13 protein-coding genes are annotated in these 14,448 nt (G+C 73.3%); all 13 read left to right on the forward strand.

Annotated elements, in window-relative coordinates:
- Positions 1–53: 53 nt before the first annotated feature.
- The 13 genes from ABZ117_RS21775 (at position 54) to ABZ117_RS21835 (ending at position 14,336) form a co-directional block, all read left to right on the forward strand.
- Positions 54–635: a TIGR03086 family metal-binding protein gene (locus ABZ117_RS21775; protein ID WP_356823114.1), complete on the forward strand. Its 582-nt coding sequence runs from the start codon at positions 54–56 to the stop codon at positions 633–635.
- Positions 636–917: 282 nt separating this feature from the next.
- On the forward strand, positions 918–1,679 hold the full coding sequence (locus ABZ117_RS21780; protein WP_356823116.1) for an MBL fold metallo-hydrolase: 762 nt from the start codon (positions 918–920) through the stop codon (positions 1,677–1,679).
- A gap of 130 nt (positions 1,680–1,809) precedes the next feature.
- Positions 1,810–2,466 carry a GntR family transcriptional regulator gene (locus ABZ117_RS21785; RefSeq protein WP_356823118.1) on the forward strand — a complete coding sequence of 219 codons (657 nt, stop codon included), beginning with the start codon at positions 1,810–1,812 and terminating at the stop codon, positions 2,464–2,466.
- A complete protein-coding gene (locus ABZ117_RS21790; protein ID WP_356823120.1) occupies positions 2,463–3,374 on the forward strand; it encodes a dihydrodipicolinate synthase family protein in 912 nt (303 codons plus the stop codon). The genes ABZ117_RS21785 and ABZ117_RS21790 overlap by 4 nt, the downstream gene beginning before the upstream one ends.
- The gene (araD, locus tag ABZ117_RS21795; protein ID WP_356823121.1) at positions 3,371–5,104 is read left to right on the forward strand and encodes an L-arabinonate dehydratase; all 1,734 of its coding nucleotides are present in this window, start codon (positions 3,371–3,373) and stop codon (positions 5,102–5,104) included. Before ABZ117_RS21790 ends, araD begins: the two co-directional genes overlap by 4 nt.
- Positions 5,105–5,218: 114 nt before the next feature.
- Positions 5,219–6,154, forward strand: a complete 936-nt coding sequence (locus ABZ117_RS21800) for a sugar ABC transporter permease (protein WP_356823123.1) — start codon at positions 5,219–5,221, stop codon at positions 6,152–6,154.
- Positions 6,151–7,035, forward strand: a complete 885-nt coding sequence (locus ABZ117_RS21805; protein WP_356823125.1) for a carbohydrate ABC transporter permease — start codon at positions 6,151–6,153, stop codon at positions 7,033–7,035. Before ABZ117_RS21800 ends, ABZ117_RS21805 begins: the two co-directional genes overlap by 4 nt.
- 58 nt (positions 7,036–7,093) lie before the next feature.
- Complete coding sequence (locus ABZ117_RS21810; protein ID WP_356823127.1) at positions 7,094–8,236, forward strand: Gfo/Idh/MocA family oxidoreductase; 1,143 nt, start codon at positions 7,094–7,096, stop codon at positions 8,234–8,236.
- Complete coding sequence (locus ABZ117_RS21815; RefSeq protein WP_356823129.1) at positions 8,233–9,078, forward strand: PmoA family protein; 846 nt, start codon at positions 8,233–8,235, stop codon at positions 9,076–9,078. Before ABZ117_RS21810 ends, ABZ117_RS21815 begins: the two co-directional genes overlap by 4 nt.
- The gene (locus ABZ117_RS21820; RefSeq protein WP_356823131.1) at positions 9,075–10,631 is read left to right on the forward strand and encodes a family 43 glycosylhydrolase; all 1,557 of its coding nucleotides are present in this window, start codon (positions 9,075–9,077) and stop codon (positions 10,629–10,631) included. Before ABZ117_RS21815 ends, ABZ117_RS21820 begins: the two co-directional genes overlap by 4 nt.
- An 80-nt stretch (positions 10,632–10,711) precedes the next feature.
- Positions 10,712–12,052 carry a sugar ABC transporter substrate-binding protein gene (locus ABZ117_RS21825; protein ID WP_356823133.1) on the forward strand — a complete coding sequence of 447 codons (1,341 nt, stop codon included), beginning with the start codon at positions 10,712–10,714 and terminating at the stop codon, positions 12,050–12,052.
- A gap of 130 nt (positions 12,053–12,182) precedes the next feature.
- Positions 12,183–12,980 carry a rhamnogalacturonan acetylesterase gene (locus ABZ117_RS21830; RefSeq protein ID WP_356823135.1) on the forward strand — a complete coding sequence of 266 codons (798 nt, stop codon included), beginning with the start codon at positions 12,183–12,185 and terminating at the stop codon, positions 12,978–12,980.
- Positions 12,981–13,010: 30 nt separating this feature from the next.
- Entirely contained in the window at positions 13,011–14,336 is a 1,326-nt protein-coding gene (locus ABZ117_RS21835; RefSeq protein WP_356823136.1) for a pectate lyase, read from the forward strand.
- Positions 14,337–14,448 lie beyond the last annotated feature (112 nt).

The following is a 14,448-nucleotide window of genomic DNA, read 5'->3' on the forward strand; positions in this document are numbered from 1 at the left end:
CCGGCCGGTCAGCATTCCGTACGGGGGAACCGGCACCGAGGGAGTGATGAGAGATGACCGGGGTGGATCTCGGCCCGCAGAGCAGGATCGTGGCCCGGCTCGCCGGGTCCGTGACCGACGAGCAGATGGCGGGCGCCACACCGTGCCCGGGCCTCGCGGTGCGGAACCTGCTGGGCCACCTGCTGACGCTGTCCGTGGCGTTCCGTGACGCCGCCCGCAAGGACCTCGGCCCGACGACCGACACCAGCCCGGACGCCCACGTCCCGGACATCGGCCCCGGCTGGCGCGAGGAACTGCCCAGGGCGCTCGACGAGCTGGCCGGCGCCTGGCGCGAGCCGGCCGCCTGGACCGGCGACACCCGCGCCGGCGGGGTGGACCTGCCGGGCGCGGTCGCGGGCGCGGTCGTCGCCGACGAACTGGTGGTCCACGGGTGGGACCTGGCCCGCGCCACCGGCCAGGACTACACCCCCGACCCGGCCGCCCTCGACGCGGCCCACGGCTTCCTGCTCGCCGCGGCCGGCGACCCGGGCCGCGGGAACGCGCCGTTCGGCCCGGTCGTCCCCGTCCCGGCGGACGCGCCCTTGCTGGACCGGACGGTGGGGCTGAGCGGGCGGGAGCCGGGCTGGCGGCCGTAGGGGGGAGCCGAACGGGCGGCGCGGGCGCGGGCGCGGTGTGGCTACGGCGGCCGGTGGACCGGGCGGTGCGGGCCCGGCGTACGGCGCGCGGTGGACCGGGCGGTGCGGGCCCGGTTCGCCGGGCGCGTGACACTCGCGTGCCGCGTGCCGCGTGCCGCGTGCCCGTACCGCGTACCCCGTGACGGATCCGGACGGTGCCGGTAAGGCGGGTGGGGGGCCGGATGGCGCCACGGGGTGCCTTTTCCGCGCCCCGGTCACGGTCCGCGTCGTACGCTCACTGCCATGCCCCTCACCCTCACCGTTCTCGGCACCGCCTCGCCGCACCCCGGTCCGGGCCGGCCGTGTTCCGGATATCTGCTGTCCGGCGGGGGCGCCGAGGTGTGGGTGGACGCGGGGCCCGGCACGTTCGCCGCGTTGCAGCAGTACACGGATCCCGCGCGGCTGACCGCGATCTGGGTCTCGCACCTGCACGCCGACCACAGCGCCGACCTGCTCGCCGCCGCCTACGCGTTCGCCTTCGGCGGGATGACCCCGCCCGCGCCGGTCCCGGTGTACGCCCCGCAGGACTGCGCCCGGCGCCTGGCCGGCTTCCTCGGGCACGCGGACGTCGGCTTCCTGAAGGACGTCCTCGACTTCCGGAGCCTGTACGACGGCCACGACGTCCGGCACTGGAACCTGCGCCTCACCGCGCGCGCGGTCGCCCACGGCACCGAGGCGTACGGGCTGCGCGCCGAGTGCCAGGGGAGTGTGTTCGCGTACTCCGGGGACAGCGGTCCCTGCCCCGCGCTCACCGAACTCGCCGCCCGCGCCGACCTGTTCCTGTGCGAGGCGGACCTCGGAGAACATCGCGAAGGCGAACACCCCGGGCAGGTGCATCTGACGCCCGAGGACGCCGGCCGTGCCGCCCGTGACGCCGGTGTGCGCGAGCTGCTCGTCACTCATGTGGGGCCCGCCCTCACCCGGGAGTCGGCCACCGCCCGGGCCGCCGCCGTCTCCGGCCGGCCCACCGGAACGGCCCGCGAGGGCGACCGGCACACCTTCTGACGCGGCGTCCACCGGTCGTCGCGGCTTCCTCTGCCAGAAGCATTGACGAAACACGCGTCCCCTCCTACCTTCGACGCGTCGTACTTCGTACGTCATATATGAGACGCGATATGTGATCCGAGAGGGCCGCATGACCTCTGTGCCCATCCCGATCCCGTCCCGCACGCAAGTCGTGCTCGACGCGATCAAACACCGCATCCTCACCGGGGTGCTGACACCCGGTCAGGCCCTGGTCGAGACGGAACTGGCCGCGCAGTTCGGGGTGTCCAAGACCCCGGTGCGGGAGGCGCTGAAGACCCTCGCCGGGACCGGTCTGGTCGTGATGAGCCAGTACAAGGGCGTCACGGTGCGCATGGTGGACGCGGACATGGCGCGCGAGGTCTACGACGTGCGGCTGCTGCTGGAACCGGAGGCCCTGCGGCGGGCGGTCGGGCGCGGTGCCTGCCTCGACGCCGCCCGCGACGCGCTCACCCGCGCCGACGACGCCACCGACACCGCCGAACGCTCCCTGGCGAACCGCGAGTTCCACCGCGCCCTCTATCTGCCGTGCGGCAACCCGCTGCTCGGCCGGATGCTGGACGAGGTCCGCGACCAGGCCGCCCTCGTCTCCGCCGTGGCCTGGGCGGCCGACCCCTCCTGGGAGCGGGAGGCCGCCGAGCACCGGGAGATCCTGCGGCTGGCGCTGGACGGGGACGCGGACGGCGCGGCGGGCGCCCTGCGCGCCCACATCGGGTCCTTCGTACGCCGTGCTTTCCCCGAGCTCCTCCCAGCGGAAGGTCATCAATGAGCAGCGTGACGTTCGAGTCCCGGCGGGCGGCCCTGGCCGACGTGGTGGCCATCCCGGTGACCCCGTTCGCCGAGGACGGCTCCGTCGACCGGGACACCCACCGGGCCCTGCTGCGTCGCCTGCTCGACGGCGGGATCACCACCCTCACCCCGAACGGCAACACGGGCGAGTTCTACGCCCTCACCCCCGAGGAGCGCCGCCTGGTCGCGGAGTGGACCGTCGAGGAGGCCGGCGACCGCGCCGCGGTCCTCGTGGGGGTCGGGCACGACCTGCCCACCGCGATCGCCTCCGCCCGGCACGCCCGCGACCTCGGCGCCGGCATGATCATGGTCCACCAGCCGGTGCACCCGTACGTGTCGGCGGCCGGCTGGGTCGACTACCACCGCGCCATCGCCGAATCCGTGCCGGAGCTGGGTGTGGTGCCGTACCTGCGCAACGCCCAGCTGCCCGGCGCCCGCCTCGCCGAACTCGCCGGCCACTGCCCGAACGTCATCGGGGTCAAGTACGCCGTCCCGGACGCCGCCCGGTTCGCGGCCTTCGCCCGCGACGCGGGCCTGGACCGCTTCGTGTGGGTGGCGGGCCTCGCCGAACCGTACGCCCCCTCCTACTTCTCCGCCGGCGCCACCGGCTTCACCTCCGGGCTGGTGAACGTCGCCCCGACCGTCTCCCGGAACATGCTCGAAGCGCTCCGCTGCGGTGACTATCCGGCCGCCATGAAGATCTGGGAGCAGATCCGCCGCTTCGAGGAGCTGCGGGCCGCGCACGGCAACGCCAACAACGTCACCGTCGTCAAGGAGGCCCTCGCCGCGCTCGGCCTGTGCCGCCGGGACGTCCGCCCGCCGAGCCGGCCGCTGCCCGAGGACGAGCGCGCCGAGGTCGCCGCCATCGCCGCCGGGTGGTCGATATGAACGCACCCCGCAGGAGTCCGCAGGATCTGAGGAGCCACCAGTGGTACGGCACCGACGGCCTGCGCTCCTTCAGCCACCGCGCCCGTACCCGCCAGCTCGGCTACCTGCCCGAGGAACACCTCGGCAAGCCGGTCATCGCGATCCTCAACACCTGGTCCGACATCAACCCCTGCCACGTCCACCTCCGCGACCGCGCCCAGGCCGTCAAGCGCGGGGTGTGGCAGGCGGGCGGTTTCCCGCTGGAGTTCCCGGTCTCCACCCTCAGCGAGACCTTCCAGAAGCCCACCCCGATGCTCTACCGCAACATGCTCGCCATGGAGACCGAGGAACTGCTGCGCTCGTACCCGGTCGACGGCGCCGTGCTGATGGGCGGCTGCGACAAGTCCACCCCCGCCCTGCTGATGGGCGCCGCCTCCGTGGACCTGCCCGCCGTGTTCGTGCCGGCCGGGCCCATGCTGCCGGGGCACTGGCGGGGCGAGGTCCTGGGCTCGGGCACCGACATGTGGAAGTACTGGGACGACAAGCGGGCCGGCCTCATCGGCGACTGCGAGATGACCGAGCTGGAGAGCGGTCTGGCCCGCTCACCCGGCCACTGCATGACCATGGGTACGGCGTCCACGCTGACGGCCGCCGCCGAGGCGCTCGGCGTGACCGTGCCGGGCGCGTCCAGCATCCCGGCGGTGGACTCCGGGCACGACCGGATGGCCGCCAGGGCCGGCCTGGCCGTCGTGGACCTGGTCCACCGGGACCGGAGACTGTCCCACATCCTCACCCCGGAGGCGTTCGAGGACGCGGTCACCACCGTGCTGGGCCTCGGCGGCTCCACCAACGCCGTGATCCATCTGATCGCCATGGCGGGCCGGGCGGGCGTACGGCTCACCCTGGACGACTTCGACCGCGTCGCCCGCACCGTCCCGGTCCTCGCCGACGTCCGGCCCGGCGGACAGCGGTACCTGATGGAGGACTTCCACTTCGCCGGCGGCCTGCCCGGCTTCCTCTCCCGGATCACGGACCTGCTCCACCTGGACCGGCCGACCGTGGCGCACGACACCCTGCGCGAGCAGCTCTCGGGCGCCCGGGTCCACGACGACGACGTCATCCGGCCCCGGGGCAACCCGGTCGCGAGCGAGGGCGGGGTCGCGGTGCTGCGCGGCAACCTCTGCCCGGACGGCGCCGTCATCAAGCACATCGCCGCCGAGCCCCGCCTGCTGAAGCACACGGGCCCGGCCGTCGTCTTCGACGACTACCGGACCATGCAGCGCACCATCAACGACCCCTCGCTCGGCATCACCGCCGACAGCGTGCTGGTGCTGCGCAACGCCGGCCCCAAGGGCGGCCCGGGCATGCCCGAGTACGGCATGCTCCCCATCCCGGACCACCTGCTGAAGCAGGGCGTGCGGGACATGGTCCGCATCTCCGACGCCCGGATGAGCGGCACGAGTTACGGCGCCTGCGTCCTGCACGTCGCCCCGGAGTCGTACGTCGGCGGACCGCTGGCCCTGGTGCGCGACGGGGACCTCGTCACCCTGGACGTCGGGGCCCGCACTCTGCACCTCCACGTGGACGACGAGGAGCTGGAGCGCCGGCGGGCCGCGTGGACCCCGCCGCCCGCCCGGTTCGAGCGCGGCTACGGCGCCCTCTACGAGCAGCAGATCACGCAGGCCGACACCGGCTGCGACTTCGAGTTCCTCGCCCGCCCGGGAACGGTCCCGGACCCGTACGCCGGCTGACCGCCCCACCCGGGCGGAGGCCCTCACCCATGTGTATGTAGCAAGCGCTTCCTACGGCCGGCCCCGGTCCCCGGCCCACCCGCTGCACCCGCCCCCTGTGAACGGAGAACAGTCATGGCCCAAGCCGCAGCCGTGGCGAAACCGCCCGCGCCACCCCGGCGGCGCCGTGCCTCCGCGACCCCGCGCAGGCTGCCGTACCTGCTGATCGCCCCAGCGGCCCTGCTCATGCTGGGCTTCATCGCCTACCCGGTGCTCAACGTCTTCTACTACAGCCTCCAGGACTACAACCCCACCAAGCCGTGGCGGAACGGTTTCGCGGGCCTCGGCAACTTCACCCAGGCCTTCGCCCACGACCCGCAGTTCTGGGACACGCTGACCTTCAGCGCCAAGTGGGTCGTGGTGGAGGTCGGGCTGCAGCTGCTGTTCGGCCTCGCCCTGGCGCTCATCGTCAACCAGACCTTCGTGGGGCGGGCGGTGGGCCGAGCCCTCGTCTTCTCGCCCTGGGCCGTCTCCGGCGTCCTCACCTCCGCGATCTGGGTGCTGCTGTACAACTCCCAGACCGGCGTGACCCGTTACCTCGCCGACGCGGGCCTGGGCTCCTACGGCACCAGCTGGCTGTCGGACACCTCCACGGTGTTCCCGGCGGCGGTGGCCGCCGACCTCTGGCGCGGCGTCCCCTTCTTCGCGATCCTCATCCTCGCCGACCTCCAGTCCGTCTCCCGGGACCTGTACGAGGCCGCCGAGGTCGACGGGGCGAGCCGGCTCCAGCAGTTCTGGCACATCACGCTGCCCCACCTGAAGGACGCGATCGTCCTCGCCACGCTGCTGCGCGCGGTGTGGGAGTTCAACAACGTCGACCTGCTCTACACCCTGACCGGCGGCGGCCCGGCCGGCGAGACCACCACCCTGCCGCTCTACATCGCCAAGACCAGCGTCGACGCCCACAACTTCGGCTACGCCTCCGCCCTGACCACGGTGGCGTTCGTCATCCTGCTCTTCTGCTCGATCGCCTATCTGCGGCTGAGCAAGTTCGGAGGTGGGTCCAGGTGATCACCGAGATCGCTCCGGCACCCGAGCGCGTGGCGCCCGACCCCGCACCGGCCGGCCGGAAACGGCGGGCCTGGGACGAGGCGCCGCGCTGGCAGATCTACGTCCCGCTGGGCATCTACCTCCTCTTCACCCTGATCCCGTTCTACTGGATCCTGCTCTTCGCGCTCCGCCCGGCCGGCTCCACCTCGCTCGTGCCCTGGCCCATGACCGGTGAGCACTTCCAGAAGGTGTGGACCGAACGCGGCTTCGGCACCTACTTCAGCAACAGCGTCTACGTCGGCGTCGCCACCCTGCTGCTGACCACCGTGGTCGCCCTGGCCGGCGGCTACGCCCTCGCCCGCTTCGACTTCCGGCTCAAACGCGGCTTCATGCTGGCCCTGCTGTGCTCCCAGTTCGTGCCGGGCGCGCTGCTGCTGGTGCCGCTGTTCCAGATCTTCGCCAAGCTCTCGATGATCAACTCCCTCGGCAGCGTCGTCCTCGCCGAGACCGTCTTCCAGCTGCCGCTGTCGATGATCCTGATCAGCGGGTTCATCCGGAACGTGCCCTACTCGCTGGAGGAGGCCGCCTGGGTGGACGGCTGCAACCGCTTCACCGCCTTCCGGATCGTCGTCCTGCCGCTGCTGCGGCCCGGACTGATCGCCGTCGGCTCCTTCGCCTTCGTGCACGCCTGGAACCACTTCCTGTTCGCCCTGATGTTCCTCTCCGACCAGAGCAAGCAGACCATCCCGGTCGGCCTCAACACCCTGATGAGCGCGGACAGCGTCGACCTGGGCGCCCTGGCGGCGGGCGGCATCATCGCCGCCGTACCCGTGGTGATCGTGTTCGCCTTCATCCAGAAGTGGCTGATCACCGGCTTCAGCGCGGGGGCGGTGAAGGGATGACACGCCACCCGGTCACCTCCCGGCCGACGGCCCGCCGTACGGGCGCGGGGAGGACGCCATGACCGTACCCGTGGTCCTTGCGGGCGCGCGCGGACACGGCCGCTGGCACCTGGACAACATCCGCCGCCTCCAGGCCCGGGGCGCCGTCCGGCTGGCCGGGATCTGCGAACCGGCCCCGCTCGCCGCCGACGAGATCCCGGACGGCCTCGGCACACCGGAGCAGTCGGCCGACCTCGGGGCGCTCCTGGCGGCCACCGGTGCCCGGATCGCGGTCATCTGCACGCCGATCCCCACCCACACCGGGCTGGCCCTCACCGCCGCCGGGCACGGGGCGCACGTGCTGCTGGAGAAGCCGCCCGCGCCCTCCTACGCCGAGTTCCGCCGCATGGCCGACGGGGTCACGAAGGCCGGCGTCGCCTGCCAGATCGGCTTCCAGTCGCTGGGCTCGCACGCCGTGCCCGCGATCCGCCGCCTCGTCGCGGAGGGCGCGATCGGCGAGGTCAGAGGGGTGGGCGGCGCCGGTGCCTGGGCCCGCGACGAGGCCTACTACCGGCGCGCGCCCTGGGCGGGCCGGCGGCGCCTGCACGGCACCGACGTGGTCGACGGCGTGCTCACCAACCCCCTCGCGCACGCCGTCGCCACCGGCCTCGCCGTGCTCGGCACCACCCGAGCCGAGGACGTCACCGGCATCGAGACCGAGCTGCTGCGCGCCAACGCCATCGAGTCCGACGACACCTCCTGCGTCCGTGTCCGCACCCCGCGCGGCCCGGTCACGGTCGCGGCGACCCTGTGCGCCGAACTGCCCGGGGAGCCGTACGTGCTGGTGCACGGGAGCGCCGGCCGGATCACCTTCTGGTACAAGCAGGACCGGGTACTGCTCCAGCGGGCCGGCCACGGCCCCGAGGAGCTGGTGTACGGCCGCACGGACCTGCTGGAGAACCTGGCCGGGCACCTGGCCGGCGGCGACGGGCTGCTGGTGCCGCCGGCCGAGACGGGCGCCTTCATGCGGGTCGTCGAGGCCGTCCGGACGGCCCCCGACCCGGCACCGCTGCCCGGACACGCCTGGCGGCTGCTGCCCGCCGAACGGCGCCGGATCGTGCCCGGCATCGAGGACCTGGTCGCGGCGTCGGCCGACCGTCTCGCCCTCTACTCCGAACTGGGCGCCGACTGGGCGCCACCGAAAGAGGTGAGCACCCGATGACGTCGAAGGACACCCTGGTGCTGCGGGCCGCGGGCCGCCCGGTCGGCCGGTACGTCTTCCGGCCCGAGCTGCCCGCCCGGCTCTCCCCGCGCCCCTACCTGCACCCCGTCACCACCCTGGCCGGTACGGCGGTCACCGAGGTGTCCCCCGCCGACCACGCCCACCACCTCGGCGTCGGTGTCGCCGTTCCCGACGTCGAGGGGCACAACTTCTGGGGCGGGCGGACCTTCGTCCGGGACCGCGGGCCGGCCGAACTGGACGACCACGGCGTCCAGCGGCACACCGGCTTCCAGCTGAGCGACCCCGACGGCTTCGTGGAGGAGCTGCGCTGGGCCGCCGCCGGCACCGAGCTGCTGCGCGAGCGCCGTACCGTCGCCGTCACCGGGCTCACCGCCACCGCCTGGGCGCTGGACCTCACCTTCTCCCTCACGAACATCACCCCCGGCCCCCTGTCGATCGGCAGCCCCGCCACCAACGGACGGCCCGGCGCGGCCTACGGCGGCTTCTTCTGGCGGGCCCGCAAGGAGGAGGGGACGCCACGGGTGTTCACCGCGGGCCGGGAGGGCGAGAGCGAGGTGCACGGCACCCGCGCCGACTGGCTGGCACTGGCCGGCGCCGACTGGACGCTGGTCTTCGCCGGCGCCACCGGGGAGACCCGGCGGGACCCGTGGTTCGTGCGGGCCGCCGAGTACCCCGGGGTCGGCTCCTCCCTGGCGCACGGCGAGCGGCTGGCCGTCGCGCCCGGCGGGACCGTCGTACGCCGGATCGTCACCGTCGTCGCCGACGGACGGCTGCGGCGGGACGAGGCGGCGGCCCTGGTCCGCAGGGCGGTCGGCCCATGAGCACTCCCGGCACCTACACGAACCCGGTGCTGGACGCCGACTGGTCCGACCCGGACGTCGTCCGGGTCGGCGACGACTTCTACCTCACCGCCTCCAGCTTCGGCCGCGTCCCCGGCCTGCCCCTGCTGCACTCACGGGACCTGGTCCACTGGACCCTCGTCGGCCACGCCCTCGCCCGCCTGGAACCCGAGGAGGAGTTCGCGGCGCCCCGGCACGACCGCGGGGTCTGGGCGCCGTCCCTGCGGCACCACGACGACCGTTTCTGGATCTTCTGGGGCGACCCCGACCAGGGGATCTTCCAGGTCAACGCCCCGGACATCAGGGGCCCCTGGACCCGTCCGCACCTGGTCAAGGCGGGCAAGGGGCTGATCGACCCGTGCCCGCTGTGGGACGAGGAGACCGGCGGCGCCTATCTCGTGCACGCCTGGGCCAGGTCCCGCTCCGGCGTGAAGAACCGCCTCACCGGCCACCGGATGCACCCCGACGGCACCTCACTGCTCGACGAGGGCGAGGTGATCGTGGACGGCGACCGCATCCCCGGCTGGTTCACGCTGGAGGGCCCCAAACTGTACCGGCACGACGGCTGGTTCTGGATCCTCGCGCCCGCCGGGGGAGTGGCGACGGGCTGGCAGGGCGCGTTCCGCTCGCGCGGTTTCTTCGGCCCGTACGAGGAGCGGATCGTCCTGGAGCAGGGGGACACCGGCGTCAACGGGCCGCACCAGGGCGGCTGGGTGCGCACCGCGGCCGGCGAGGACTGGTTCCTGCACTTCCAGCAGCGCGGCGCGTACGGCCGGGTCGTCCACCTCCAGCCGATGCGCTGGAGCGAGGCCGAGAGCGGGGGAGGCTGGCCCGTGCTGGGCGACGAGGGCGTCCCCGTCGCCGTGCACCGGCGGCCCGCCCTGCCGCCGCAGCCGCCCGCCGCGCCCGCCACCGACGACGACTTCCCCGGCGGCCGGTACGGCCGGCAGTGGCAGTGGACCGCCAACCCCGGCGACGGCTGGGCCGTCCGGCACTCCGGTGACGGCCTGCGGCTGACCTGTCTGCGCTCGGCCGACGCCGGCGACCCGCGCAGGCTGCCGAACATCCTCACCCAGCGGCTGCCCGGCCCGCCCGGCACGGTCGAGGTCGAACTGCGGCTGGACGGCACCGAACCGGGCGCGCGGGCGGGGCTCGCGGTGCTCGGGGACGCGTACGCCTGGATCGGGCTGGAGCGCGGGGCCGGCGGGACGGTCCGGCTCGTGCACAGGTTCGCGGAGGCGGTCCCCGGCGCGGCGCCCGCCCCGGCCACGGGGCCGTGGGGCGGCGAACGCGACGCCGGGGCGTCGTGCCCCGCGCCCGGGGGGCGGGTACGGCTGCGGATCGAGGTCGGGGCCGGGGCGCGCTGCCGGTTCGGCTACGACCTCGGGGACGGCCCGCGCCCGTCCGGGCCCGTCTTCGCGGCCACCCCCTGGCGCTGGGTCGGCGCCCTGCTCGGCCTGTTCGCCACCGCCCCCCGGGGACCGGGGCCCGCGGGGACGGCCACCTTCACCCGGTTCCGGTTCACCCCCCTGTAGGCCCGTCCCGCCGCGCGTCCCACCGCTTCGTTCCCCCGTTGGATCAGCAGAGAACCAGAAGAGAAGAAGAGAGCCGACCGATGAAGAGCAGCATCCGTATCCGCACCAGCAGACGGGCCGCCCCGGCCACCGCCCTGGCCTGCGTCCTCGCCCTGGCCGCCACCGCCTGCGGCGACAACGGCAGCGGCAGCGCGGGGGACAAGGGGGGCGAGGGCTCCGGCAAGGGCACGATCACGTTCTGGGACAACAACGGCGGTGTCCGCACCGACGTGTGGAAGCAGATCATCGCCGACTTCGAGAAGAAGTACCCCGACATCGAGGTCAAGTACGTCGGTGTGCCCGCCGCGAGCGTCCAGTCCAAGTACGACACCGCCATCCAGGGCGGCGGCCTGCCCGACGTCGGCGGCATCGGTACGGCCATGCTCGCCGAGGTCGCCGCGCAGGGCGCGCTGGAGCCGCTCGACGACCGGATCTCCGGCAGCTCCCTGAAGGGCAAGCTCAACGCGACGTTCCTGGAGAGCGTCAGGGCCGCCGGCGGTGCCGGCCGGACGTACACCGTGCCGACCTCCGCCAACAACGGCACGCTGTGGTACCGCACCGACCTGTTCGCGGCGGCCAGACTGGACCCGCCGACCACCTGGACGAAGTTCTACGCGGCGGCCGGCAAGCTCACCGACCGGGGCCGCAACCGCTTCGGGTACACCATCCGCGGCGGCGAGGGGTCCATCGCGCAGGCCCTGGACGCGATGTACGGGCAGAGCGGGATCACGTCGTTCTGGAAGGGCGACCGGACCACCGTCAACGACCCCAGGAACGTGGCCGCGCTGGAGAAGTACGCCGGCCTGTACAAGAAGGACACCCCGTCCGCCGACGTCAACAACGACTTCACCAAGATGGTCGCGCAGTGGGACTCCGGCACCATCGGGATGCTGAGCCACAACCTGGGGTCCTACGCCGACCACGAGAAGGCGCTGAAGGGCCGCTTCAGGGGCGTGCCCAACCCGACCCTCGACGACGGCACCCGGGTACAGGTCTCCAACCCGGTCGACGGGCTCGCGCTGTTCAGGTCCAGCGCGCACAAGGCCGCCGCCTGGAAGTTCATCGAGTTCGCCGCCTCGCACGAGTCCAACAGTAGGTGGAACCGGGTCGCGGGACAGGTGCCGGCGAACACCGAGGCGGCGAAGGACGCGTGGGTGCGGGCGTCGGAGCCGACGAAGCTCGCCGCCGAGGCGCTGAACGGGGCCGACACCAAGGTCGTGCAGCTGCCGTACTACCTGCCGGACTGGAACACCCTCTCCAAGGCCGACAACGAACCGAACTTCCAGAAAGTGCTGCTCGGGAAGCTGAGCGCGAAGGAGTTCCTGGACACGCTGGCCGACCAGCTCGACAAGGCCCAGGCCGACTGGAAGAAGAACCACTGACCGCCCGGGCGGTTCCGGTCCGCGGGGGCCCGCCGCCGGCTCCGGCCGGCCGCGCCCCCGCGGCGGAGCCGCGACCCGGACACCGCACCGCACCCCTGGCAGGTTCCCCCGCGTCCGAAAGGCACCCCCTGTGTCCCTCACGCGCAGACAGCTCGGGCTCACCGCTGTCGCCGCACCCCTCGCCCTCGGCGTGACCGGCACGGCCCGGGCCGCCGGGCACCGTACCCGCACCCTGTACATCGCCGGCGATTCCACGGCCGCCGCGAAGACCGCCGACGAGGCCCCGGAGACCGGCTGGGGCATGGCACTGCCCTTCTTCCTCCACCAGGGCGTCGCCGTCGCCGACCACGCGGTCAACGGCCGCAGTTCGAAGAGCTTCCTGGACGAGGGGCGGCTCGACGCGGTCCTCGCCGTCATCCACCCCGGTGACCTGCTGCTCGTCCAGTTCGCGCACAACGACGAGAAGGCCACCGACCCCGCCCGGTACACCGAGCCCTGGACGACGTACCAGGAGTGCCTGCGGCGGTACGTCACGGGCGCCCGGTCCCGCGGGGCCCGGCCCGTCCTCGCCACCCCCGTCGAGCGCCGCAGGTTCGACGCCGACGGCAACGCCCTGCCGACCCACGGCGACTACCCGGCGGCCATGCGGGCGCTGGCCGGGGAGGAGGGGGTGGCGCTGCTCGACATCGAGGCGCTCTCGCTCGCGCTGTGGCAGCGGCTCGGCGTGGAGGAGACGAAGACCTACTTCAACTGGACCGCCACCGAGCAGGACAACACCCACTTCAACCCGCCGGGCGCCATCGCCGTGGCACGGCTCGTGGCGCGGGAGCTGCTGCGCACCCGGGTGCTGGCCCGGCGCGACGTCGTCCGGCTGGACGAGGACGTCCCGGCGTCCTGGATCACCTGGCCGCCCCCACGGCAGTCCTGACCCGTCATCGACATCGAGGAGAGCCGCACCATGCCTACACCGCACTGTCATGGACGTGTCATAGCAACGCTGGCCGGATGCACGGCCCTCGTGCTGTCCCTCACCGGCACCGCCGCCGCGTCCGGCACGGCCGCCGGCCACCGCACCGCCCCGGAGCGGCAGGTCCTGCCCGCCGGGGACGGCTGGGCGTCCTACGGCACCGGCACCACCGGCGGGGCCGCCGCCGACCCCGCGCACGTGTACACCGTCAGCACCTGGGAGCAGTTCAAGGCCGCCCTCGCCGACGGCGGCAGCGCACCGAAGATCGTCCGGGTGAAGGGGACGATCGACGCCGACGGGCCGGGCTGCGACGCGTTCGCCGTCCCCGGCTACGACCTCGGCACCTATCTGAAGACCTACGACCCGGCGGTCTGGGGGCGGGCGCGCACCCTCGACGCCGAGCCCGACGACAGCCCGGAGGGCCTGCGCCGCGCCTCCGCCGCCCGCCAGGACGCCTTCATCAAGGCCGCCGTCCCCGCCAACACGACGATCGTCGGCATCGGCCGCGACGCCGGCTTCCAGGGCGCCAGCCTCCAGATCAAGGACGCCGACAACGTCATCGTCCGCAACCTGGCCTTCGAGAGCCCCCTCGACTGCTTCCCGCAGTGGGACCCGACCGACACCGCGGACGGCAACTGGAACTCCGAGTACGACAGTGCCGTCGTCTACGGGTCGGCCCATGTGTGGATCGACCACGACACCTTCACCGACGGTGATCATCCCGACAGTACCCTGCCGTCCTACTACGGCCGGATCTACGAACAGCACGACGGCGAGCTGGACATCGTCAAGGGCGCCGACTACGTCACCGCCTCCTGGAACGTCTTCGAGAACCACGACAAGACGATCCTCATCGGCAACAGCGACAGCGTCGCCACGGCCGCCGTCGACCGGGGCCACCTCAAGGTCACCTTCCACCACAACCTGTTCCGCAACCTGGTCGAGCGGGCCCCGCGCGTCCGCTTCGGGCAGGTGGACTCGTACAACAACCACTTCGTCGCCGGCGACGGCTACTCCTACAGCTACGGCATCGGCATGGAGTCCCAGCTCGTCGCCGAGCACAACGCGTTCACCCTGCCGGACGGCGCCACGGCCGGGTCGGTGCTGAAGAAGTGGAAGGACGCGCCGGTCACCGCCGCCGACAACTACGTCAACGGCGCGCCGGTGGACCTCGTCGCCGCCCACAACGCCCAGGTGCCCGGCGAGATCCTGCGGTCCGGGGCCGGCTGGACGCCGGTCCTGCGCACCCGGGTGGACCGGCCGCACGCCGTGCCCGCCCGCGTCGACCACCGAGCGGGCGCCGGCCACCTGAGCTGACACCCCCGGGGGGCCGGTCCCGGCTTTGGCCTCCCGGCCCGGGTCCCGGCTTTGGCCTTCTGACCCCGGGCCTGGTCCCGGGCCTTGGCCTCCTGGCCCTGGCTCCGGCTCC

The organism is Streptomyces sp. NPDC006309 (genome assembly GCF_040613095.1).
Lineage (GTDB): Bacteria > Actinomycetota > Actinomycetes > Streptomycetales > Streptomycetaceae > Streptomyces.